The sequence below is a fragment of the Brevibacterium permense genome (assembly GCF_025506275.1).
Taxonomy (GTDB): Bacteria; Actinomycetota; Actinomycetes; order Actinomycetales; family Brevibacteriaceae; genus Brevibacterium; species Brevibacterium permense_A.
Window position 1 is genome coordinate 1 of the sequence record NZ_QYCP01000076.1, and the last position, 23867, is coordinate 23867.

Sequence of the window (23867 nt, forward strand, 5' to 3'; positions counted from 1 at the left end):
GTATTCATCGGCCGCCTCGGCGACGATGACGGCCCCGGGCTCTACCGCGTCCGCTGATGATCGGTCCCCCGCCGCCGCAGCAGAATCGGCCGTCCCCGACGATCAGTCCGATGACGGCGTCGAGGACACATCCGACCGTCGCTACGCTGACGAGGAAGCAGCCGCCTCGAGCACCGGTCCGCAGTGGATCTCGGGCACCGCGAGTGCCACCGTTCCCGTCACCCACGGCGGCCGCACGTACAAAGTCAAGCAGGGCGACACCCTCTACGGTGTGGCCAGCAAACACGGCGTCTCAGTGCCCGCGTTGGCCGAACTTAACCGCATCTCGCCGCGTCAGAACCTCCACCGGGGGCAGGTCCTGTCCCTGCCGGAGAAGAACGATCTGCCCGATGATGATCCCTCGCATGTCGTTGCCCCGGGTGACACCCTGCAGGGGATCGCGGCGCGGCACGGAATCTCGCCGGCGATCCTGCGGCAGGCCAACGCCATGGGCGATGATTCGTTCATCACGGTCGGCGAACTCCTCCTGCTGCGTCCGTCGAAGGCCCGCCCGCGTCGCACCCCGGCAGAACCGCCGAGCGACGTCCCCCGCGTCGCCGCCAGCGCGCAGGTCGAGGGCATCCGCCCCTCGGTGCTCCACGCGGCGCGACTGAACAAATACACTCTGCTGCACCGCCGCCATCCGGCCCCGGCTCAGGCGAAGCTGCTCGTCGCCTCGCTGGCTGTCGAACTCGGCGCCGATTCCGCCCTCATGCAGGCCGTCGCCGCCGCGGAATCCGGATTCCAGCACACGACTGTCTCGGCCGGCAACGCGATCGGGATCATGCAGATCACTCCCCGATCCGGTCGCTGGGCGTCCGATATCGTCGGTCGCGGACTCGACCTGCTCGACATCGAAGACAATATCGTCGCCGGCACCGTCATCCTCGGCTGGCTCATCGAAACCGCCGAATCGGAGAACGAAGCCATCGCCGGCTACTACCAGGACCTGCGCTCGGTTCGCGCCGACGGACTGCTGCCGGAGACGAAGGCCTTCGTCCGCGCCGTCCAGCTGCAGCGTGCGCGTTTGGAGGAGGCCCTGTGACCGCCCGCCGAGATCCGCTCATCGGCACGGTGCTCAATGACCGCTACCGCATCGATGCCAAGATCGCCCGCGGCGGCATGGCCATGGTCTACCGCGGCACCGACCTGCGACTCGACCGTGAGATCGCGATCAAGGTCATGCACGAGCACCTCATCTCCGATGACACCTTCGTCGAACGCTTCCGCCGGGAGGCCATCAACGCCGGGCGGCTCACCCACCCGAACCTCGTGGCCATCCACGATCAGGCGCGCGACGGCGACATCGTCTACCTCGTCATGGAATACCTGCCGTCGGTGACGCTGCGACGCGAGCTCAAGCACCGCGGCACGTTCACCCCCAGACAGGCGATCGTCGTCCTCGATGCGATCCTCGCCGCGCTCGAGGCCGTGCACTCGACCGGGATCATCCATCGCGATCTCAAACCCGACAATGTGCTGCTGGGCACCGACGGTCAGGTCAAGCTCGCCGACTTCGGTCTGGCCCGAGCCGTGACCACGGCAACGACGACCAAGACCCTCATCGGCACGGTCGGCTATGTTGCTCCCGAACTCGTCACCCGAGCCGGAGCAGATTCCCGCACCGATCTGTACACGGTCGGCATCATGTTCTACGAGATGCTCACCGGTGCTCAGCCGTATACCGACGACGTACCGATCCAGGTCGCGTACCGTCACGTCCACGACACGGTTCCGCCGCCGTCGGACATCGTCACCCGCCTGAGTCCGCGTCTGGACGCGCTCGTGCTGTGGGCGACGTCGAAGGACCCCGAGGACCGACCTGCCGATGCCGCCGAATTCCGCTTAGCCTTGGCGGAAGCGCGTGCGGAGATGTCCGAGGCCGAGCTCGACCTCGGAGATCCGCAGATCGCCACCGGTGAGCACTCCCCCGTGCTCACCGCGAGCATCGACCTCGGCGAAGAGGTGCCGAAGGAGAAGCGCTCCCGCACCGACGAGATCCCGTATCTCGAAGGCGAAGAGGACGGCACCGAGGCGGACACCGGTGCGGCTGATTCCGACGATGCCGATGACGACGAGTCCTCCGCCGAGGCGGCTGCCGCGGAAGCTTCCCACCACGATGCCGACGGGGTCGACGGTACCGAATCGGACGACTCTGATCCTGACGATGACGCCGATCGTGACGATGACGACCACACGGACGGTGCTGCCGGCGCGGCCGCCGTCGCTGCGGCAGGAGTCGGAGTAGCCGGCGCCGCAGTTGCCGGTGCCGGTGCCGCCTCCGATTCCCCCGACGCAGACACGACAGGAGCCAAAGCGGCAGGTGTTGCCGACGACCCTGCAGACTCGGACGATTCCGGTGATCGAGAGGACGCCGACGACGAACCGGAGTCGAAGGAATCGGATTCCGAACGCAACGATAAGGCTGCGGTGGTCGTCGGCTCCGCGGCCGCCTCGGCGGGGGCATCTCCCGTCCGACGTCGCCGACGTCGTGTCCTCACGGGACTCGTCGCCGTGGTCGCCGTCCTCGCTCTGGTCGCCTGGTTCGTGGTGGCGAACCTGCCTACACCGAAATCCATCGTTCCCGGTGAGTTGGCGGGCAAGCCCGTCGAGGAAGTCACATCGCAGCTGGAGGACAACGATCTCAAGGCCGAGCCCAAAGAGGTCTTCGACGACAAGGTTCCCGCCGGGACTGTCATCGGCACCGAACCCGTCAGTGGTGCGGAGCTGGCCCCCGACTCTTCGGTCACGGTCGTCGTGTCCAAGGGTGAGGAGAAGTTCGCGGTTCCGAAGCTCGAGGGCACGAGCCGCGACGAAGCAGAGGCCGCGCTGAAGAAGGTCAACCTCGAGGTCGGCAAGGTCGAGGAGAAGTACAGCGACACTGTCGCCAAGGACTCCGTCATCTCGGCATCGCAGAAAGCCGGAACCAAGCTGTCGAAGGGCGAGAAGATCAATCTCGTCGTGTCCAAGGGCGTCGCGCCGATCCCGGTTCCCAACGTTGAGGGGCTGACCTTCGACGCCGCCTATGCGACCCTGGCCAAACGCGGATTCCGCGTCGGCAAGGACGAAGTGTTCTCCGACGACGTCCCCAAGGGCAAGGTCGTCTCGCAGTTCCCGAAGAGCACCGAGGCGAAGCCCGCGAACTCGCTCATCATCGTCCGCGTGTCCAAGGGCGAGGAGAAGAAGGAAGACTCCGACTCGAAGGATGACAAGAAGGACGAGAAGGACAGCTCGAAGGACAAGAAGCCTGACGACGATAAGAAAGACGACAAAGACAAATAGGACTCGTCGGTCAGGCACGACGGTCGGTCAGACGAAGATGATTCCCGTCGGTCAGACGACAAAGCCGGGGGCTCCGCAGAGATTCTGCGGAGCCCCCGGCTTTGTCAGTGCTGGCGGTTACTGCCGACGGGTGAGGTACTCGGCGACCTGGAACGCCATCTCCAGCGACTGATCGTGGTTGAGGCGCGGGTCGACGAGGGTTTCGTAGCGGCGACGCAGGCCTTCGTCGTCGATCTCGGTGGCCCCGCCCATGATCTCGGTGACGTCATCGCCGGTGAGTTCGATGTGCAGTCCACCGGGGATCGTGCCCGCATCGCGGTGCGCGTTGAAGAATCCTTCGACCTCGGCCATGACGTCTTCGAAGCGGCGGGTCTTGTACCCGGTGTTCGAGGTGATCGTGTTGCCGTGCATCGGGTCGCAGACCCAGGTCACATGCGGCAGACGGTCGCCGATTCCCGACAGCAGAGCCGGCAGCGACTCACCGATCTGACCGGCACCCATGCGGGTGACGAAGGTCAGGCGGCCGGGCTCGGCGTCCGGGTCGAGTTTCTCGGCCAGGGCCAGGGCGTCATCAGCCGTGGCAGTGGGTCCGAGCTTGACGCCGATGGGGTTGCGCACCTTGGACAGGAAGTCGACATGGGCGCCGTCGATCTCGCGGGTGCGTTCGCCTATCCACAGGAAGTGCCCGGACACGTCGTAGGCTTCACCGGTGCGTGAGTCGATGCGAGTCAGTGCACGTTCGTATTCGAGCAGCAGCGCCTCGTGGGCGGCGTAGAACTCGGTGGTCTTGAGCGCATCGAAGTCGGCTCCGCAGGCATCCATGAAGCGGATGGCACGGTCGATCTCGGCAGCGGTCTGCTCGTAGCGCTGGTAGCCGGGGTTCGATGCGAGGAATCCGCGGTTCCAGTCGTGGACGAATCGCAGATCGGCGAAGCCGCCCTGGGTGAACGCACGGATGAGGTTCAGCGTGGAAGCGGAGATGTGGTACGCCTTGAGCAGACGTTCCGGATCGTGTCGGCGGGATTCCTCGGTGAACTCGTAGCCGTTGACGATGTCGCCGCGGAACGACGGCAGAGTTACTCCGTCACGGGTCTCCACATCGGCCGAACGCGGCTTCGCGAACTGACCGGCCATGCGGCCGATCTTCACCACGGGCATCGATCCGCCGTAGGTCAGCACGGCCGCCATCTGCAGAACCGTCTGCACACGAGCCCGGATCTTGTCCGCCTGGGCTCCGTCGAAGGATTCGGCGCAGTCGCCGCCCGCCAGGACGAAGGCTTCTCCGCGCGAGGCGGCGGCGATCCGCTGCTTGAGCACATCGGCTTCACCGGCGAAGACCAGCGGAGGAGAGTTGCGCAGATCGGTGAGCACCTCGTCGAGCGCGGCACTGTCGAGATACGTCGGCTGTTGCTTCGGATCCATCTCTCGCCAGTCGTCGAGACCGCGGAGATTATCGTGGCCGGCAGCGGCGATTTCTCTGTTGGACAGGACCGGATCGGTGTGGAGACTCAATGTTTCGCTTTCATGGGTTTTCGGGGCCGGTCTCGAAGTCCTCGGCCGAGACATTGTCGAGGAAGTCTCTGAACTGTGCGACTTCCTCTTCATCGGCCTCGGGAGCTTCGATTCCGGACTCTTCAAGCAATTGTGTTTCGACGAACACGGGGCAGTCGGCTGTCAGCGCCAGAGTCACCGCGTCCGAAGGACGCGCGGAGATCGACTTCCCGTCATTCGTATGCAGCTCGGCCAGGAAGATCTGACCGTCCTTGCCGGTGATCGTCACGTCCTGCAGCTCGGCCCCGTACTTTTCGAGGACGTCGAGCAGCAGAGCATGCGACATGGGGCGCGGCGGGGTCAGTCCCCGCTGCGCGATCGAGAGCGCATTGGCCTCGATCGCACCGACCCAGATCGGCAGGTAGTAAGCAGGTTCGCTGGCCTTGAGCAGCAGAATCGGTTGATTGGCGGGCATTTCGATGCGGACGCCGACAACCTCGACTTCGACTTTTGACATTATCCCCCGGTCAGGAGCGCGGACGCTGCTGGAAGATCATTCGGAACTTGCCGATCTGCACATCGGCTCCGTTCTGCAGTTCGATGGAGTCGATGAGCTGACGGCCCACATAGGTGCCGTTGAGCGAACCCGTGTCGCGCAGAGTGAACCCGCTGGGAGTGCGGATGAACTCGGCATGCTTACGCGAGACCGTGACGTCATCGAGGAAGATATCGGCGTTCGGGCTGCGACCCACCGTAACCACGTCAGTGTCGAGCAGGATCTGAGAACCGGAGTCCGGTCCGGAGACGACGACGAGCAGAGCATCAGCGTCCTGCAGACCTTCGAGGTCGGGCACCGGGTGGATCTCGCCGGTGTGCGGATCCAGGATTCCCTGGAACTGCTGGCTGCCCGAATCGTTCATCGGGTCCTGTCCGCCGTTCGTCGGAGCGCCCTGTGGCTGGCCAGACTGGGGCTGGCCGGACTGCGGCTGACCATACTGGCCGGGGCCGGGCTGGCCGCCCTGCTGCTGGTTCGGATCGATCTGGCCGTACTGGCCGGCCCCGTTCGAACCGTACTGCTGCTGGCCAACCTGCTGCGGATGGTTACCGTACTGCTGCTGGCCTTGGCTGCCCTGAGGCTGCGCAAACTGACCGGCACCATTGGAGCCGTATTGCGGCTGCCCCTGGCTGTCCTGCGGCTGGCCGTAGTTCTGCGGCGGATACTGATTCTGCTGAGGCTGATACTGCGGCTGCCCCTGGCTGCCCTGACCCTGTCCGGCATACGGCTGATTCGCCGGCTGCGACGCACCATAGTTCTGTCCGCCCTGCGGGGTGCCGCCGAACTGCTGACCGTTGCCGTACTGTCGGCCACCCTGGGGCGTGCCACCGTAGTTCTGTGCTCCCTGGGGCGTTCCGCCGAACTGCTGGCCATTGCCATAGCTCTGACCGCCCTGCGGCGTGCCCCCGTGATTCTGGTCGTTGCCGTACTGCGGTGCCTGCGGGGCGCCGTCGGCAGGCTGCTGACCGTAGGGAGGGGTGTTCCCCTGACCGTTCTGGTCGACCTGAGGGTTCATCCGAGTCGCCGACTCGTCAGCGCCATTGCCGTTTCCGGCCCCGAACGGGAACTTCTTCGACTGTGGGACCTGTCCGTTGTCATACCAGGGCTGCGAGGGGGACGGACGATTCTGATCGTGGTTCTGCGACATTACGCCTCCTCGGTCTGAATGAGCTCTTTGTACGCTTCGCTGTCCATCAGCGATTCGAGCTGTGCGGGGTCACTGAGTTCGACGAGATACATCCACCCGTCTTCGAAGGGAGACGAGTTCACGGTCTCCGGTGAATCGTCGAGTGAGTCGTTGACCTCTGTGACGGTCCCTGACACAGGTGCGATCAGGTCGGAGACACTCTTCGTGCTCTCGACTTCGCCGCAGGACTCCCCTGCGGCGACCGAATCCCCGGCTTCAGGCAGGTCGACATAGACGACGTCACCCAGCTGCTCCTGGGCGAAATCAGTGATACCCACACGGACTACTGCATTGTCTTCCGTGGTCGCAACCCACTCGTGGTCGCGCGAGTACCGCAAAGACACTGGATAATCCAGATCTGCCATGTCGACTCCTCTAGTTTGTCGGTGTACCAAGCATAGCCGCCTGGGCCACTTTCATAACAATCACGAAACGGAAATGTTACTGAGTCACCCTGTCAGGTATCTGCAAGCCCCACTTCTTCGGTATCTACCTGGGATGATACCTGTTTTTCGAAGGTCACGGAACGCGGTTTTGGCAGTTGGCCTCCGATCGGTATAAGCTAGTTCTCGTTGCCCACGAGGGAGTACGGTAACGGGCTATGGCGCAGCTTGGTAGCGCGCTTCACTGGGGGTGAAGAGGTCGTGGGTTCAAATCCCGCTAGCCCGACCACATCAACCGCTCAACTTGCTTGAATTTAAGCGGAAGAATGCCCCGTCACACTTACTATGTGGCGGGGCATTTCGTTTACCTCTCACAGGGCCTCTCACAAACCGCGAGAGCGTCAGCTCGCTTTCCGACGGCGAGCGCCGAGCGTACTGCCCGCCTGCCCGACTCCATCTGACCCAGCATCCTTGAGGTAAGTGCCGATATGGACCTCGACGGTGTGCCCGAGAAACGCGGCGGCGTCGACGGGAGGCACCCCGAGGCGGTGCATGAGGAACGCGAGAGTGTGACGCACGCTGTGGAGGTGGATTACAGGCACCTTGGCCCGCTTGCAGAGTGCACGGAAGTGATCCGAGTAGAGTTCGGGCCGGATCGGGTGCCCTAGCTCATCGACCACGAGATAGCCCGTGTCGGCGTAGGCCGCTCCCGCCTCCATCTTCTCTCGACTCTGCCGAGTCTTGAGCTTCCGCAACAGAGCAAGCGTGCCCGGCTCGACCTCCTCGACCGGAACGGTGCGACGACGCTGAGGGCTTTTCGTCTCCCCCACGGCATCTCCGCTACCTTTGTCCGCGATCACGCGACCTTGTCGAATCGCCACGGTGCCCGTGTCGAGGTCCACGTCGGACCACCTCAGTCCCATCACGTCGGCACGGGTGAGTCCGCACAAGGTGAGTCGCCATGCCCCGGCGAGGCGCACAAGGTCGGCCTTGGCGCGGAACTTGTCGAGGTCGGCGCACATAGCCGCGCTCCCCCGGCCCGTCGTCTTCCAATGTTCCAGATCGACACCGATAACCTGCCGAGCCGTCGGCATGTCTACGACACGAGCAACGTTGCGCGTAATGATGTCGTCACGGATCGCGTAGTCGAGCGCCTGGGCGAGATGCTTGATCGCACCTCTAACTGTCGTCACAGCGTAGGGCTTGCCGTCCCGGCGGGCGATTTTCCCCGACAGGGCATCAGCCTTGAACTCGTCGACGTGCGACGGCCTGAGGTCACGGACGGGGATATCGCCGAGGGCGTCCGTAATCGGCTTGGCCCGATACAGGTAGTTCTCCGCCGTCGTCTTGCGGACGTTCGAGTGCGAGGCGACGAACTTCTCGACGAGCAACTTCACAGTGAGCGTCCGGGAATCCAACCCACCACGCTCAGACACTTCAGCGCGCACTTCAGCGACGAACTGGCGCGCCTCACTGAGACTGTCGAGAGTCTTGGTCGCTTGCTTGCGCTTGGCCGCGCCTCGGGGCGTGGCATCGACGACGACGCGGAAGCGAACGCCGCGTGCAGTCTCGACTCGACGGATCGGCTCATCCCACATCGGGCAATTGGGGCAGGTGTAGCCGACCACCTCATCGCCCTTGTGGATCGGCCCCCAGCCTTGTCGGCGGTTGCCTCGGGACTCTCCGCACGAGGGACACGTCTTGAGAGCGTCGGCGGGGACTGCTCTGCGGTTACCCGTGCTCATGCCGCCACCTCCTCAGAGGTGAAGCGGACAATTCCGCCTCTCAGGGGCAGAGCACCCTCCGCGATGAGCTGAGCGGCCATCTGCCTCACTCGGTCGTCGTCGCGGCGCTGACCGCCGCCGAGACGGTACACGACGGCGCTGTCAGCGATCCTGGTCAACATGAGGCCTGTGGTGGTATCGACTTCACCGAGGCGGTCGACAGGAGCCTCCGAGCTGTAGATCACGCTCAGGTGTGGCTCTATGGCCTCGGCGAGAGTGAGATAGGTAGGGTGATACGTGGTCATGTTTTCTCCGTTCTGAATTCTGACCAGCGGCCTCGGTGACGTTCTTGGCGGGATGCTCCGGGGCCGTTCTAATTACTTACTGGTGGACTTGGGGCCTCTCGTGGCCTCGGGGAACTCGTCAGGCAGTTCGCGCCGTGCTCTGCGCAACCACTGGTCGACCGTCGAGACCTTGCGATCAAATTTCTCGGCGATGCTGTTCCGGGTGTGCTCCTCACGAATGAGCTGGGCGAGTTCCTGGGCGCTCGGCCTATGACCTCGGGCCACGTCATTGCGGTTATCTAGGGTGACACGCCCGCCCTTTGTGGCGGCGACGACCTCGGCAGTCATCGCCGTGAGGAGGCTCGCGGGTACGCGGTAGACGCTCGGGTCCACGACACCCTCATCCGGGATCACCTCGACCGTGCGCAACGACCGATCCCCAGCCTCACCCTGAAGAGTTACCCGATAGGTGACTCCGCGCTCAGGGTCGTACACCTGAGCGCCGGGGAGTGTCTTAGGCGGCGCGAGCGCGTCGAGCAGTTCGCGCACCTGACCGACGGTCATTTGCACCTGCTCATCGTCGTCTCGGCCACCCAACTCACTGCGCAGGGCATCGAGATACTTGCCGGGCGGAGCCTGAGGCCGCGACTCAACGCGATGCCAAGTCATGGCCTTTAAACTGTCTCGTTTTGCAATCATGCATCCAGTTTACGCGCCTCAAAACTGTCTGTAAAGTCAAGGACGCAGACCAACCGAAACCGAGTCAAACACCACAACTTAGGGAGATGACAGTGACCGCAATTTCCGAAGCCCCCACGATTGAGCGGGTGCTCAAGGTGTCCGAGGTGGCCGAACATCTCGGCTGTACGCCAACGACCATTTACCCACTCATCGCTGAAGGCACGCTCCGCGCTATTCGAGTCGGGCGACTCCTCCGAGTGCCCGAGTCCGCCCTCGCCGAGTTCATCGCCGGGGCCGCGCGATGATGAGTCAGGAAGAGCACCGCCGACAGCTACGTCGGGCGGACATGCTCGCCGCCGTGGAGGCTCGACAACAGGAGCGGCGGCGGCAGGCTGAAGCTCGACGGCGGGAAGTCGAGGAACAAGCACGGCAGGCCGAGGAGGCCAGGCGAGCTGTCGAGGCCCGTATGCAGGCCGCGCCGTCGCGCTCGCCCGAGGAGGTCGTTGCCGCGTTCGGTGACTGGGATCGCCGCAGACAGAGGGGCGGGCGACTTGCATCGCAACGATTCTGAGACAGCGCAGACACACAAGCATTTGCCGCTGAGCGTAAGGGCCGGGCAGTCCGACGAGGGCCGCTCGGCCCTCTCACTTCCGGAAAGGACGACATGAGAGCGACACGAATACGAGAAAGGCCTCCCGTCATCACTCGGGAGGCCTCACCCGCTGACGCGGTGTTCATGACCAGCTCCCCCGCGCCATCTCTGAACTTGAGTGAGAGTGAAAGCGCGGCCCAGGCAGAACCGCTCAAAAACGGAGGAGCACGTACCACGCTACCTCTCGCTGACGTCTCCGCAAGTTTCGACCTCGACGACCTGGTCGCCGAGCTTGATGATGGCCTGGCTTCATCGGCGGCACTCAACGCGGCGACAGCGGCAGAGGCGGGCGTGCCCGTGGTGGCGCTGGTGCCTGAGGGCAAGCAACCCACTCACGCTCAGGGCCTGGGATCGAGGTCCCAGCCGTTCAGCCGCGCCGAACAGGTGCTCGACCATGAGATAGAGGTCCAGCGGACGATGGGGCAACGACCGAACTGGGGCCTCCTCTGCGGTCGTGGCCTGGCAGTGCTCGACCTCGACGGCCCTGAGGGCCGAGCGTGGCTCGATGAGCTGGCCGCAAGGCATGCTGAGGTCTCAGTCTGGGCACGCTCGACCCTCAGGGTAACGACCGGACGCACCGACGGAGGCGTGCACCTCTATGCTGCCGTGCCCGAGGGCGTGGACCTGCTCACGGCTTCTGGTGCGGTGGCCCCGCATGTCGATGTGCGAGGCGCTGGCTTCTACGTCGTCGGTCCGGGGTGCCGTCATGCCTCGGGAGCGTTCTACCGCATCACCACCGACCTCGGCTATCACCTCGCCGCCGCTAAGAAGGACACGGGCGCTGTGCGTGACCTGTTCCCCATCGTCGACGACGACGAGGGAGTGACGATGCTGAGCGCGCTCACGGTGCCCGAGGTGCTTCTCGACCTCATGCGCCGCCCTGAGGACATACGTCAGGGGCAGAGAGATCGGCGACACGACTCGGGTGCGTCGGCAACTGTTGACCTCAGCTTGCCTGAGGCCCGCACGACCGTTCCGAGCGCCTACGTCGAGAAGGCCGTCGAGGGTGTACTCGCTGACCTGCGCGACCTGGGCAACCTCGGCGAAGGTCAACGCAATGAGCGCGGCCACGGCTGGGACATGGGCGCATTCGTGGCGGCGGTGCGCCTGGTCGAGCTGAGCAATGCCGACCCCGAAGGGCACCCACTCGACGACGTGCGCAAGCAGTTTCTCGCGGCCTGTCCTCAGAGTCGACAGTTCGGCTCCAGACAAGCTGAGCACAAGTGGGCGAGCGCCTTCCAGCACGTCGGCGACCGTCCCGCCGACATCAAGAGAGTGGGAACCGAAGGGGTCGAAATCGTGACGACCACGGCTGAGCCCTCCGTCGAGGTGGAAATCGTGCCCGAGACGGTCGACGTGGCCGAAGGCGATCCTGTGGATATCTCTGTGGATGAGCTGGCGAGGTGGCGTCCTGTCGACCTCGACACCATCATCACGGGTCTGGAGTCCGGGACGATCACCCGCGAGCGCCCGACGCTCGGGCGGCTGAGCATGGCGCGCGAGGACGGTACCGCACTGTTCTACAAGGGCCGAATCAATGGCCTCGCCGGAGATAGTGGCTCAGGCAAGTCGTGGACCGCGCTCACGGTCGTCGCGCAAGAGCTGGCCGCTGAGCATCACGTCATGTATCTCGACTTGGAGGACTCCGCCGTGGGCATCGTGGGCCGCCTGTTGGAGGCAGGAGTGCCGGGCGCCTCGATCCGCTCGCACCTCGATTACATCTCTCCCTCAGGCAGGCTCACACCCGCGTGGGAGGAGTTCTCGGCCCGGCTTACAGAGGTTGCCCCGTCGCTGGTCGTCATCGACTCCGTGGGTGAGTCCCTGTCCGACCACGGCGGCGACCCGAACGCCGACAAGGATGCGACTCGGTGGTTTGCCGAGGTGCCCAAGCGCATCGCCGAGCACCCCACCGGCCCGTGTGTGCTCATCCTTGATCACATCACGAAGGCGGCGGCCATCGGCGGCACGGGCGACGGGTACGCGGCGGGAAGCTACCGGAAGAAGGCGGCGATCACGGGCGTCCAGGTCATTCAGAAGGTGAAGAAACCGTTCGCCCGTGGCATCAGCGGCGAGGCGCGTCTCAAGGTAGTCAAGGACAGATTGGGCAACTGGGTCGCGGGGTCCGAGGTGGCCGCGCTCATGGTGTCGGCCACTGGAGCGGCTGAGGGCGTGACCGTCGGACTCGACCTAGTCGAGGTGACCGAGGGCGGGGCCGATAGCAACGCTGGAGGGCAGACCGGAGGTTTCCGCCCGACACGGGTGATGGAGGCTGTAGCCCGCTACCTAGCGAGCGCGCACGGCGAGGACGAGCGCACCGGGCGAGAGGTGCGCAAGAACGTTCGCGGGGCCAATGAGACGGTGGGCACGGCACTGGCCGCCTTGGTCGACGAGGGCTATGTGGAGAAGGCCTCCGGGCCTCGACGGCGAGAGACTTTCACGTTGGTTCGACCGTTCGCCGTCAGCACCGACGAAGGTCCGGAAAAGGGGGTCGACTGATGAGAAGTTCGACTGGTCCGGGGACCGGCCCGCGAGTGGTCCTCAGTGGTCCCCACCTAGGGGTGGGGACCACTCGGGACCACTCGAATTGGTGGGGCTGTGAGTGGTCCCGGACCACTCAGGACCACTCAGGACCACTGAAAATCGAGAAGCGCGATCCGCGAGTTCTAGGGGAAGTCGGGCGTTTGAGTGGTCCCGGACCACTCAAAGTGGATAGGGGCGTTTCAGTGGTCCTGACAAGTCAGGACCACTCACGTATTACCGGAACCACTCAAATCGAGATTCCGAAGACAAGAAACCTTGCTCGATGGGCGAGGCACTCCGCCCCAGATCAGAACACCACTGCACTGCTACCGTCCTCGCGCGTGCGCGAGTCCAAGATTCCGAGGAGATCGCAATGACCAACCACGACCTCAACCACACCCCTCTGAGTGGGAACGAGGACCGACCCATCACCCCCATGGAGAACCTGACAGAGGCGGCCACGACCGCGAGAGATGCCCTCAGGCCCCTGCCTGATCTCGCGAGCCTTACCGCCGGGATCGAGTTCTCACGGTTCGTCGCGTCCATCGCTGAGGCCCTTATCGAGGACCTGAGGGCGAACAGGCTCGGCATTGACGGATGGGTGCACCTGGACGATTTCGGCGACTGGTGCGTCCTCGTCGCTCCGGGCGTGTACGTACTGCCCGACGAGGTCATCGCCGTCGAGATGGAGGATGCCCTTGAGCGCTACGTCGAGCGCTATGCCCTCGGGCGTGGGTGGATCGCGCTGGACTCGGACGGCCTCGGTCTCCGCCTCACCCCCGCGATGAGGAGGACACCATGACCACTCCCCCGCATGAGATGGCGGCGACAGTCCTAGTCAACCTCGTCCGCCTGGCAACCGAGTTCGCCTCGACAGTGGCCCGGCCTACTCCACACACCTGCGGTCGCGTGCACCGGTCACATAGGGCGCTCGCACGGTGCCAGTGGCCGCGCGCCGAATGGGTGATGGGCGACGGACCCCACGCCGTCCTGAGCCACTGCGGACGTGGCCTCACGGTTGCCCTGTACGCGACCGAGGCGGACGCGGGGAAGGCGAGGGCATGGCTGGATTCTTCCCGCTGTGGTCACACCTGCAACGGCCCCGCGTGGCATGAGCTGGTGAGCCTGTCTGCTCGACCTGCCGAAACGAAGGCGAGGAGGTACGCGGCATGAGCGCCGAGCATGGCACGTATGCCCCACTTCCCGAGTGGAGAAGTGGGTCCGACAACTCGCCTACGCCCTCACCTGGAGCGATGCCCCATTCGAACCGGTACTTCTCACAGGATCGCTCACAGGTTTGCAGGGAGGAGGGCGAAACGGCCCCGTCGACCCACGTCCCGAAGCGCTCGAAGCTGTTCGACCTCGTCGAGACGGCGAAGGACACGCCCTGCCCGATCTGCCGGTCGAAGCGCGGTAGCTGGTGCCGAGGAAACCTCGGCTACCCCGCTCGCATTTTCAACGACTGCCACCTGCACGTGATGAGGCTTGAGGCGGCGATCCTGGCCGATGACAGCCGGAGGTCGGGGCAGTCGACCGTCGCGGCGGTGGTGGCCTCGGCAAGCGCCCCACTCGGCGCACAGGGCGCGCAGGACCGAACCGACGCGAGGCTCGGAGGCGAGGACCATGCCTAGACCAAGAATCGGCCCCACGGTGGCATTCTCGCCGCTGTACGACGCGATGGCCGAGGAGCGTCCCGCCTGCGAGGGGGACGAGCGGTTCATCTCAGACCGCACACGGCGCGATGGCGGTCTCCGCGACCACGTCGAGATGAGGCAGACCTGCCGATCCTGCCCACTGCTGGAGTTGTGCCGGGAGTTCGCCACCACGGCGAGACCAGAAGCGGGATTCTGGGCGGGCAAATGGCGCGGCGGGGAGCCTCGACCGCTGAGCCGCAATGGCGGGGATCCGCTGTGATCCACCCCCACGCCGACACCATCAACAATTTGCCACGGCTGACGAGGCTGTGGCGACGACTCACCACCACGACGAAAGGCCCCACCATGATCCAGACCAACCCCTACGCTGAGAACTTCACCCCCATCGTCGAGCTGGCCGACGGCTGGCTCGCCTGCCGCGTCTGCGGTGTGGCGACCGCGCCCACTGTCCAGCACGGGCAGGACACCATCACTTCGTGGGGCAGGGAGTACCGGGGCAATTCCCCGACCCTGCAACGGCAAGCCGCGCAGGAGTTCGAGACCACCATGACCAGGTGCACCACCTGCGAGGAGCGCCGGGAGCAGGCCGTGGCGGTCAACATCGAGCACCCGACAGGGAGAGGGCAGTACCTCGCCGACGCAATAGCGAACACCGCCGTCGAGCGTGCCCTCGCCGTTGCCGCCGTGGCCGAGACCGACCTCAAGCTGACCTCGGCGCGACGAGTCCGCCTCGCCATCCGTCATCTCACGCCCGAGGCCCTGGGCCTGGTGTGGGAGAGCAGATTCGCCCCCGTCGCCGAGGCCGAGGCCAAGGAAGACAGCGGCGCGGCTCTGCCGTGGGCGCACGTGCCCGAGGAGCGGAGGGCGGAGGCCCGTCGTGCAGTGGCCTCCTACTTGCGCGCCCTGACCGAGCGGCCCCAGCCGATCACCGCGCCGACGGGCGGCGGGTGTTACCTCTGCGGGGTCGCCTCGGTCGAGGCCCTGCCCTCGCGGGCATCGAGAGTCTGGGCCGAGGCTCGGGTGTCGCCGTCCTCGCTCGGCGGCACCTCGACCGCCCACCTGAGCGTGTCGGTGTGCCGGACGTGCGCCGATGCCGCTGAGGCGTACGGGGCCTATGGGCAGTCGATGATGGCGCGTCTCGTGCTGGAGGCGGCAGGCATCTCGCGCAAGCTCGGCATCGAGAACGTGCGCCTCGATCCTCCAGCCTGGGGCGTGCTCGACATCGAGCCGAACCCGACCCCCTGGGCACATATCGACCTCGCTGACCTGCGGGAGAAGTTCGAGAGCGGCAGGATCGGGCGATGAGCAGGAAAACGAACAAGGGTCTGACCGCCGCTGAGGTCGCCAAGCTCCCGCCCGAGCAGTGGCCCGGCTGGTACCGCCCGGCGAAAGGTGCAGGCAATGGCTCACCGAAACACCCGGACTTCTCTGAGAACAACGTCGTGAGTCTTCAGAGAGGGCACAGGTCCCCGAGGGTCTACTCGGCTGTGTCCGCCGCCCTCGTGGCGGGCATCGTCGACGACAGGCCCGACCTGAAGAAATACCCCGAGGCCCTGGCGGCATGGGCGGATGCCGAGGCGAGGGCCGCGCTCCTGCGTCGTCACCTCGACGAGGTGGGCATCATCGACGAGGACGGCCTACCGCGCACGTCGCAGGTGCATATGCTCAAGTGGTTCGAGAACAGTGCCACAGCCGCCCGAGACCGCCTCGGGCTGGACCCCCGCTCTGAGGCCGAGCTGTCCTTGCTCAGGGCGAAGGCACTGCGCGAGGGCACTGGCGTGGGCGGCGGCGGTGCCGAACTCGACGCGCTGGTCGAGCAGGGTCGAGCGGTGCTCGACGCTGGCCCCGACCCCGTGATCGCGGCACTTGACCGTGTGCGGGCCGAGGGTGAGGCAGTCGCCACGACATCCACCACCACACCTGAGCAAGAGGAGGATGGCCGATGAGCAGGACACCGACCACCGCCACCGATCCCGCCGCGCTCGACCTCCTCGCGGCCCTGCCGCTGGAGAACGGCGCGAGGTGGGGCGAGAAGGCGTACCCGTTCCAACTGGCTGATGCTCGGGCAGTGCTCGATTCCGGGCCGTCGGCTCCTCGACGGCACTACCTCCTGCGAGGACGAGGGATGAGCAAGACGACCGACATCGCCGGGATCACCCTCGCCCTCCTCCTCACCGAGGCCCCAGCAAACTCAACCTCACTGGTCTATGCCTCAGACGCGGATCAGGCCGAACTGACCATGGAGGCGCTGAGCGGATTCGTCGACCGCGCCGGACTCCGGTCGAGGGCGAGAGTCCTGGGCCGGACGGTCGAGAACACCGCGACGGGTGCCACCCTGACCGTCGAGACCTCCGACGGGGCCTCAGCGTTCGGTAAACGGCCATGGCTCCAGATCGTCGACGAGCTGGCCGTGTGGCCGAACACACCGAACCACAGAACGCTGTGGTCGGCCATCTCCTCAGCGGTGCCGAAGGTGCCAGGGTCGAGGCTGATCGTCATCACGACGGCAGGAAGTCCCACGGGCATCGGTGCCAAGAAGTGGCAGAAGGCCCTGACCTCTCCAGCGTGGAACACCTCCCTCCACCCTGGCCCCTCGCCCTGGTGGTCCGAGGAGGACATCGCCGAGGTGAAAGACGACCTCACCCCCTCGGAGTGGCGGCGGCTGATCCTGTGCGAGTGGTCCGAGGCCGACGACGCGCTGACCACGCCCGCCGACATCGAGGCCGTCATCCGTCCCGGCGACCAGGTGCTCGCCCCCGATCCTCGCCGTGAGTATGTTGCGGCCCTGGACGTGGGCACCCGGCGAGACTTGACCGCCCTCGCGGTCGGCCACGCCGAGGAGCGCACGACGGGCCGGGAGTTCATCATCGACAAGGTCATGAGCTGGCGACCGTCGGACAGCGGGGGTCGCGTGGACCTCGGCGAGGTTGAGGCGGCGACCCTCCGAGTCTGCCGTGAGTACGGCGCGAAACTGAGGTTCGACCGGATGCAGGCCGAACAGCTCACCACCTCACTGGAGCGGCAGGGCATCCGCACCGAGGAATTCGTCTTCTCCTCGGCAGGGGCGAACCGCCTCGCCCGGTCGTTGTGGGGAGCACTCCGGGACCGCTCAGTGTCCCTGCCCGACGATGAGGAGGTGAGGCAGGAGTTCATGAGCGCCCGCATGGTCGAGACCGGCCCCTCGACCGTGAAGCTCCAGAACCCGCCCGGTACCCATGACGACCTCGTGGTCGCTGTGGGCATGATCGTCGCCGATCTCTCATCGCGTCCTGCCGCGCTGACTGGTGGGATCAGTATTCCGGGCAGGACTCCGCCCCCGCCTCCGGACGATGAACACCGTCTACCGACCCCGCAGAGCATCACCCGAGCGCGGCAGAAGTCCACACCGACGGGCGGCCTGATCGGCAGTCCCTACCGGCAGAACACGAGGTACCTCGTCCCACCGCGACGGAGGTAGCCTCGCCCTGAGGCGGCTAGGCGGTGCCGTTCTGGACGGGGTACTCCGTCGGCGAGACGCTGACCTCGGGTAACTTGCCGCTCAAAATCTGAGTGGTGAAGTATGCGATATTCGCCTGGACCGAGGGATCGGTGCATAACATGCCTCTTACTTCCATCTCACGTTGCAGATGCCGGTGCAAGTCGACAAGGCCTTTTCCCTCGCGTTGTCGGTGGACAATTTTTACAGCTTGTTCGACAGCCACTTGGCCCGCGAGGGCGACAATTTCGTCCAAGAACATGAAGTACTCATACGGTCCAACCTTAGTGAAGGTGGCGCGGGAACCGTGGAGCGTATTGTCTAGGCTGACGTGCCGGGTATAGGCAGGATGCAGAGGCTCGCCCTTCTTGAAGTTCCACCGATCACCATGAGCGGCGGCATTTCTGAAATGCCGGGCAAACTGTGTAAGTGGTCGATGCCCTTGACCGAGACCATACCGTTGCACGAGTTCACCAATTTTCATTGCCCCGATGAGCATCGGCCCTGAGAGCAGGTCTTTTTGCACCTCCACACTTGGAAGCTCTTGGACCCTTTCAAACGCCTGTTTGGCTGAAACTCGAAGACCCTCTTGCTCGTCTTGCCTGAGCAGGTCCATCGGGATGTCGGAGTCCTCCGATATACCAGACAACCGGCAGTACCAAGACAAGATTGGAGTGCTTGGATGACGCATTGCGAACAACGCGAGGTACTGAGTGATGAAGACGGCCTTGAGAGAATTGGCCGCTTCCGCGACGTCCATGACGCGTTTGGGATTCTTACTCATCTATGGAGTGTACTCGCCCTCTCACAAACCTCTCACAGAAGGCACGGAACGAGGCAGAATGAGACACGACGAGATAGGTCGGTAGGCCGAGAGAACCGCATGAAATTGGGTCGGACGCGCCGAGGGGCTACGCCTGGTCTTCACTGGGGGTGAAGAGGTCGTGGGTTCAAATCCCGCTAGCCCGACCACTTGGGTCACGACCCGCTTGCAATAGAATGTGTCGCCACTTCGCTGAAACGAAGGAGCGGCACATTTTTCGTTCCCCGAACCTGTCTGCCCCGCGTTACGGCGTCGTCTATTCAGTTCAGGCCAGGGGACTTGACTCGAGCCAGGGAACATCCCGCCCGCACTCGTCAGGTCCGACGGACGTCCAAGCGGTTCGCGAAGACCACCGTCAGGAGGCCGACGAGCACGAGGATGCCGAGTCCCCACCGCAGTCCCCCTCCGGTGGCGATGACCCCGACCAGCGGACTCGTCCCGAGGTACCCCACCCGCATCAGCCAATTCACCAGCGTCACTCCCCCGGCACGCCCGACCCCGGGCAGACGACCTGCCGCTCCCAGTGCTCCGGGTACGAGCGTCGCTGACCCGAATCCGAGCGCTCCCATCGAGACGAGCAGCAGAACGGGCTCCTGGGCTGCGATGACGCCGATTCCGCCGCATGCGATGAGACCGCCACCGAAGCCCGCGATCCTGCCGGCTCCGAACCTCGTCACGAGCACGTCCCCGCTGAATCGTCCGAGGCATTGGCTGCCGATGACGACGCTGAAGGCGATCCCCGCCGAGGCGGCCGGAACTCCTGCGAATTCGACCGCGGCCAGCCCCGCCCAGTTGTTCGCAATGTCCTCGACCGCGGCACCGCAGATCGCGACGATCGCCAAGGGCAGCGCCGCCCAGAGGACCATCCGTTTCGATCGCCCTACGGCCCCGTCTCCGCCACGGCCTTCCGGAGCGGCATCGGAATCGGCGATCCGCCTCGGCGAGGCATAGTCTCCGATGAGGCGGCGTCCCACGATCGTGATGACCACGGCGGCTACGCCGATGAGCCCCAGCCACGCTCGCATATCGGCACCGGAGCTGGCGGCCGCGGTTGCAGCGGCTCCGCTGAGCAGACCGCCGAGGCTCCACAGCGCATGCATCGACGACAGGATCGTGCGACCGGCCCGTTCCTGGACGGAGATGCCGACGACGTTCTGCGCGACATCGACGATGGCATCGCAGCACCCTAACAGGAGCAGACAGATCGCCATCATCACGCCGTTGACCGACCATGCCGTCGCCGAGGCGGCCACACCGAGCATCACCGTCCCGCCGATGACGACTCGGTGCGCTCTGAATCGGGCGATGAGGGCGGCGGGCAGGACCGAGGACAGCAGCGACCCGCCGGCGAAGCAGGCGACGACGAGGCCGAACTGCCAGGAACTCAGTCCGAGTCGGTCGACAAGCAGCGGATACCATGGCAGGAGAGCGGCGAAGACGGCACCATTGCCGGTGAAGTAGAGGCCGACCCCGGCTGCGGCCCTCACTCTGCCTTGACGACTTTCGCCGCGCGCAGGTCACGTCCGGCCTGACCGAGGATCACGAGGGCGACCAGGACTCCGAGCAGAATCCACCACAGCGAACCGGTCATGAAGATGAGCACCATCGAGGCGAGGATCGGCACCAGGCGGCGCAGCGACCACCACACGTAGCCGCCGAAGCTCGGCATCGCGACGTTCGCCGAATCTGCGACGGACTTGACCATGAAGTTCGGTCCGTTGCCGATGTAGGTGATGGCCCCACCCATGACGGCGCCGAGCGAGACCGCGATGAGCAGCGTCTCGGGCACTCCCGCCACCTTCGGTTCGCCCGGAACCTGGGCGGCCATCTCGAAGAAGGTCACATAGGTGGGAGCATTGTCGAGCACGGAGGAGAGTCCGCCGGTGAAGATGAACAGGGAGATCTCGCCCAGCGGGATCTTGTGGGCGATCTGCCCCAGGTACTGCAGGGCCGGCATCATCGTGAGGAAGATGCCGATGAAGAGCGACCCGACCTCGAGGATCGGCGTCCAGGTGAACTTGTTGAGGTTGAACCGGGCACCGCGGTCGCCGACGAGGAATGACGTCATCGCGGAGACGAGCATGACGAGCTCACGCCACGGCACGAAGTCCGAGGCGCTCGCGTGTCCTGTTTCGATCGCATGCATGTCGACTGAGGGGATGAACGCGACGGCCACGATGATGATCGCGAGGAACAGCAGACCGCTGGCGCCGCGCAGGCCGAGCTTCGTCGCATATTCGGCGTCCTTGGCCAGCGCCTCGGCGGGTTCCTTCGCATACATCTTCTTATCGAGCGCGAAGTAGCTGATGAGCAGCAGGGCATTGACGAACAGCCAGTACGGCCAGAGCCCGAACGTCCATTCGAAGGGCACTCCGCGCAGCATGCCGAGGAACAGCGGCGGGTCACCCAGCGGTGTCAGCAGACCGCCGCAGTTCGCGACGATGAAGATCGTATAGATGACCGTGTGGGTGCGGTGCTTGCGGTCCTGGTTCGTGTTGAGGATCGGGCGGATGAGCAGCATCGCCGCACCTGTGGTGCCGATGAACGAGGCGAGCACACCGCCGACAGCCAGGAAGATCGTGTTGTTCCGAGGTGTCGCCTCGATGTCGCCGACGAGGAAGATTCCGCCCGAGGCGACGAAGAGGCTGCCGATGAGCATGATGAATTGGAAGTACTCGAGCAGCGCGTGGATGACGGTCGTCGACTCTCCGCTGAGCAGGAACCACACGGCGATCGGCACACCGAGGATGAGCGCGACGATGAGCTTGACGAGGTTGCGATCCCAGATCTTCTCCGTGGCCGGAATGAGCGGGAGCACCGCGATGCACCCGAGCAGCAGAACGAACGGAATGATGCTCCACCAGGCCACGACCATCCGGGGACTCCTTTACTCAGTGTCGACGAGCAGTCTCGTCCTGTCGACGTTGACGCTGTCTTACTCTACTGAACCCGCGCAGCGCATCGGACCACGGTCTGCCACACGGACGCAGCTTGCCGCACGGACGCAGAGAGTCTCGGGCGAAGATCGTTCAGTTCGCCGAGGCGGCCGGCAAGTCAGCAAGGGTGCCGTTCAGTTCGTCGAGGCGGAGGCCGATTCCTCGGCGGGAGTGCGATCCTTGCGCAGTCCGATGAGCAGACCGCCGATCGCGACGACGAAGACGAGACCGAGCCCGACGGTCAGTCCCGGTTCGGCCTGGTAGGCCTTGGCCACCGCCTTGAAGCCGAGGAACCCGACGGTCGAATAGATGAGCGCCCACAGCGATCCGCCGACGGCGAGAGCCGGGACGTAGCGGCGGTAGCGCATCCCCGTGGTTCCGGCAGCGAGGTTGACCACGGTCTGCAGCCCGACGGTGAGGAAGCTCAGGGCCACGACGGGTGCCCCGAAGCGGTCGATGGTGTCCTCGGCGCGGCGGTATTTGGGTCCGGCCATGATCTTCTCGACCCGGTGGAACTTGCGGATTCCCTTGCGGGCGAAACGGCCGATGACGAATGTGCCGCCGGCGCGGACGATGATGATGCCGAACATGATCAGCCATGTCACTGCGATCGGAAACGACCAGTCGAGCGGATTCATCGGTTCGGCGCATTCCTCTCTCTGGGCATTGCGCTGCGCGGACGCACTGCGGCTTCACGGATCGGTCTCTCTCATCATAGCCCCGTTAGGTTAGGTTTCCCTCACAGAGCGGCCGGTCGAGACCGATCTCACCCACCGAGGCGACTGTGCCGTCAGGCGCCCACGAAGCGGTGCAGTCGGAGCGCCCGAGGCGGTGCCGGAGAATGCCCGGCACCGCCTCGGCGGCGTGCCTCAACCGCTCAGATGAGCCCACCATCGAGGTAGACCGAGTTGACCCGGTCCTCGATTCCACGGACGTCGGCGGTGCGCAGGTCGCCGTCCACGACGACGAGGTCGGCCAGTCCGCCCTCGCTGATTCGGCCGACCCGATCGTCATCGAGCAGGCGGGCGGCCACGGAGGTTCCGGCGGCGAGCGCCTCCGTCGTGGACAGTCCCACCTCGGCCAACAGGCTGATCTCCTCGAGGTTCTCCCCGTGCGGTCCGACTCCGGCATCCGTGCCCAGCGCGATCGGGACTCCCGCCTCGTAGGCACGGGCGATCGACTGCTGGTGCGCCTCGACGACGCGACGGGCTTTGTCCACGACGGAGGCGGGCAGTCCGGCACCGGCGTCGGCGGCCTTGATGACGGCCTGCGGGGCCTGCAGGGTCGGCACGAGGTAGGTGCCGTGTTCGAGCATGAGGTCGATGGCTTCGTCGTCGAGATAGATTCCGTGTTCGATCGAGCGCACCCCGGCGCGGACGGCGTTCTTGATTCCCGGTGCGCCCTGCGCGTGGGACATGACGGACGCACCTTGGGCGGCCGCCTCGGCGACGATGACGGAGATCTCGGCTTCTGTGAACTGGGAGTGGCGCGGGTCGTCACGCGGGGAGAGCACTCCCCCGGTCGAGCAGATCTTGATGTGGTCGGCCCCGGCCCGCAGCAGTTCGCGGGCCGTCTTCCGCACCTCCTCGATGCCGTCCGCGACTCCCGACGGCCTGCCCGGGTGCGGGGCCAAGAACGGCGATTCGGCTCCGGAGACGAGGTGGAAGTCTCCGTGCCCACCGGTCTGGGACATGATGTTGACCGCGATCGTCATTCGCGGACCGCGCACCACGCCGGTCTCCACGGCCACCTTCGCACCGAGGTCGGTGCCGCCGGCGTCGCGCACCGTCGTGACTCCGCCCTTGAGGGTGGCTTCCATGTTCTTCACGGACGTATAGAACTGCAGCGAGAACGGATCGTGGAAGTTCGAGGTGGCTGCCGCGCCGGAGCTCGTGAGGTGGACGTGGCAGTCGATGACTCCGGGGATGATCGTCTTCCCCGTGCAGTCCACGTAGTCGTCACCTGCGTTGTGCGAACCCTGCCCTCCTTCCGCCACCGAGGCGATCCGCCTGCCGTCGATGACGACGTCCCGGGTGCCGGGCAGGAAGCGGGTTCCGTCGAAGACCGTGGCGTGGGTGAGAACTGTGACCATGGATGTGCTCCTCATCGTTGAAAATCAGCTGGTCGACCGCGAACGATCGTCTACTCACATCTATCACGGACGACCGCTTCGTGACGAT

The 23867-nt window shown here is 65.1% G+C and carries 22 protein-coding genes and 1 tRNA gene; 11 read left to right on the forward strand and 12 right to left on the reverse strand.

The window, feature by feature from the left end:
* Positions 1–25: 25 nt before the first annotated feature.
* Complete coding sequence (locus D3I60_RS04325) at positions 26–1084, forward strand: LysM peptidoglycan-binding domain-containing protein (protein ID WP_262774966.1); 1059 nt, start codon at positions 26–28, stop codon at positions 1082–1084.
* A complete protein-coding gene (locus tag D3I60_RS19135; RefSeq protein ID WP_262774909.1) occupies positions 1081–3321 on the forward strand; it encodes a protein kinase domain-containing protein in 2241 nt (746 codons plus the stop codon). The genes D3I60_RS04325 and D3I60_RS19135 overlap by 4 nt, the downstream gene beginning before the upstream one ends.
* A gap of 117 nt (positions 3322–3438) precedes the next feature.
* Here the strand turns inward: D3I60_RS19135 and D3I60_RS04335 are convergent, their stop codons facing one another.
* The 4 genes from D3I60_RS04335 to gcvH are packed head-to-tail and all read right to left on the reverse strand — an operon-like array spanning position 3439 to position 6919.
* Complete coding sequence (locus tag D3I60_RS04335) at positions 3439–4833, reverse strand: class II 3-deoxy-7-phosphoheptulonate synthase (protein WP_262774910.1); 1395 nt, start codon at positions 4831–4833, stop codon at positions 3439–3441.
* A gap of 10 nt (positions 4834–4843) precedes the next feature.
* Positions 4844–5329, reverse strand: coding sequence for a bifunctional nuclease family protein (locus D3I60_RS04340; RefSeq protein ID WP_262774911.1), 486 nt, complete (start codon positions 5327–5329; stop codon positions 4844–4846).
* A gap of 10 nt (positions 5330–5339) precedes the next feature.
* Positions 5340–6515, reverse strand: a complete 1176-nt coding sequence (locus D3I60_RS19140) for an FHA domain-containing protein (protein WP_346659549.1) — start codon at positions 6513–6515, stop codon at positions 5340–5342.
* Positions 6515–6919: a glycine cleavage system protein GcvH gene (gcvH, locus tag D3I60_RS04350; RefSeq protein WP_262774912.1), complete on the reverse strand. Its 405-nt coding sequence runs from the start codon at positions 6917–6919 to the stop codon at positions 6515–6517. The genes D3I60_RS19140 and gcvH overlap by 1 nt, the downstream gene beginning before the upstream one ends.
* A gap of 230 nt (positions 6920–7149) precedes the next feature.
* Between gcvH and D3I60_RS04355 the strand changes: the two genes are divergently transcribed.
* A tRNA-Pro gene (locus tag D3I60_RS04355) sits at positions 7150–7226 on the forward strand.
* A 112-nt stretch (positions 7227–7338) separates the two neighbouring features.
* On the opposite strand, the gene D3I60_RS04360 is transcribed toward D3I60_RS04355, so the two are convergent.
* From D3I60_RS04360 to D3I60_RS04370, 3 genes are all read right to left on the reverse strand, one after another.
* Positions 7339–8682 (reverse strand): tyrosine-type recombinase/integrase, encoded by a 1344-nt coding sequence (locus D3I60_RS04360; protein ID WP_262774913.1) that lies wholly within the window; start codon positions 8680–8682, stop codon positions 7339–7341.
* A complete protein-coding gene (locus D3I60_RS04365; RefSeq protein WP_262774914.1) occupies positions 8679–8966 on the reverse strand; it encodes a hypothetical protein in 288 nt (95 codons plus the stop codon). Before D3I60_RS04365 ends, D3I60_RS04360 begins: the two co-directional genes overlap by 4 nt.
* A gap of 72 nt (positions 8967–9038) precedes the next feature.
* Positions 9039–9644 (reverse strand): hypothetical protein, encoded by a 606-nt coding sequence (locus D3I60_RS04370; RefSeq protein ID WP_262774915.1) that lies wholly within the window; start codon positions 9642–9644, stop codon positions 9039–9041.
* A 92-nt stretch (positions 9645–9736) separates the two neighbouring features.
* Between D3I60_RS04370 and D3I60_RS04375 the strand changes: the two genes are divergently transcribed.
* The 8 genes from D3I60_RS04375 (at position 9737) to D3I60_RS04410 (ending at position 17910) form a co-directional block, all read left to right on the forward strand.
* Positions 9737–9931: a helix-turn-helix domain-containing protein gene (locus D3I60_RS04375; RefSeq protein ID WP_262774916.1), complete on the forward strand. Its 195-nt coding sequence runs from the start codon at positions 9737–9739 to the stop codon at positions 9929–9931.
* A gap of 461 nt (positions 9932–10392) precedes the next feature.
* Positions 10393–12774 carry a bifunctional DNA primase/polymerase gene (locus tag D3I60_RS04380; protein WP_262774917.1) on the forward strand — a complete coding sequence of 794 codons (2382 nt, stop codon included), beginning with the start codon at positions 10393–10395 and terminating at the stop codon, positions 12772–12774.
* 397 nt (positions 12775–13171) lie between these two features.
* Positions 13172–13600: a hypothetical protein gene (locus D3I60_RS04385; RefSeq protein WP_262774918.1), complete on the forward strand. Its 429-nt coding sequence runs from the start codon at positions 13172–13174 to the stop codon at positions 13598–13600.
* Positions 13601–13967: 367 nt separating this feature from the next.
* A complete protein-coding gene (locus D3I60_RS04390) occupies positions 13968–14429 on the forward strand; it encodes a hypothetical protein (protein ID WP_262774919.1) in 462 nt (153 codons plus the stop codon).
* Positions 14422–14712 (forward strand): WhiB family transcriptional regulator, encoded by a 291-nt coding sequence (locus D3I60_RS04395; RefSeq protein ID WP_262774920.1) that lies wholly within the window; start codon positions 14422–14424, stop codon positions 14710–14712. The genes D3I60_RS04390 and D3I60_RS04395 overlap by 8 nt, the downstream gene beginning before the upstream one ends.
* A gap of 86 nt (positions 14713–14798) precedes the next feature.
* Positions 14799–15758: a hypothetical protein gene (locus tag D3I60_RS04400; RefSeq protein ID WP_262774921.1), complete on the forward strand. Its 960-nt coding sequence runs from the start codon at positions 14799–14801 to the stop codon at positions 15756–15758.
* Positions 15755–16399, forward strand: coding sequence for a hypothetical protein (locus tag D3I60_RS04405; RefSeq protein ID WP_262774922.1), 645 nt, complete (start codon positions 15755–15757; stop codon positions 16397–16399). Before D3I60_RS04400 ends, D3I60_RS04405 begins: the two co-directional genes overlap by 4 nt.
* Positions 16396–17910: a terminase large subunit domain-containing protein gene (locus D3I60_RS04410; protein WP_262774923.1), complete on the forward strand. Its 1515-nt coding sequence runs from the start codon at positions 16396–16398 to the stop codon at positions 17908–17910. Before D3I60_RS04405 ends, D3I60_RS04410 begins: the two co-directional genes overlap by 4 nt.
* A 16-nt stretch (positions 17911–17926) precedes the next feature.
* On the opposite strand, the gene D3I60_RS04415 is transcribed toward D3I60_RS04410, so the two are convergent.
* The 5 genes from D3I60_RS04415 to D3I60_RS04435 form a co-directional block, all read right to left on the reverse strand.
* The gene (locus D3I60_RS04415; RefSeq protein WP_262774924.1) at positions 17927–18712 is read right to left on the reverse strand and encodes a hypothetical protein; all 786 of its coding nucleotides are present in this window, start codon (positions 18710–18712) and stop codon (positions 17927–17929) included.
* Positions 18713–19065: 353 nt separating this feature from the next.
* Positions 19066–20238, reverse strand: coding sequence for an MFS transporter (locus D3I60_RS04420; protein ID WP_262774925.1), 1173 nt, complete (start codon positions 20236–20238; stop codon positions 19066–19068).
* A complete protein-coding gene (locus D3I60_RS04425; protein ID WP_262774926.1) occupies positions 20235–21626 on the reverse strand; it encodes a sodium:proton antiporter in 1392 nt (463 codons plus the stop codon). Before D3I60_RS04425 ends, D3I60_RS04420 begins: the two co-directional genes overlap by 4 nt.
* A 195-nt stretch (positions 21627–21821) precedes the next feature.
* The gene (locus D3I60_RS04430) at positions 21822–22325 is read right to left on the reverse strand and encodes a DedA family protein (protein ID WP_262774927.1); all 504 of its coding nucleotides are present in this window, start codon (positions 22323–22325) and stop codon (positions 21822–21824) included.
* A 239-nt stretch (positions 22326–22564) separates the two neighbouring features.
* On the reverse strand, positions 22565–23779 hold the full coding sequence (locus D3I60_RS04435; RefSeq protein ID WP_262774928.1) for a metal-dependent hydrolase family protein: 1215 nt from the start codon (positions 23777–23779) through the stop codon (positions 22565–22567).
* Between the last annotated feature and the right edge of the window lie 88 nt (positions 23780–23867).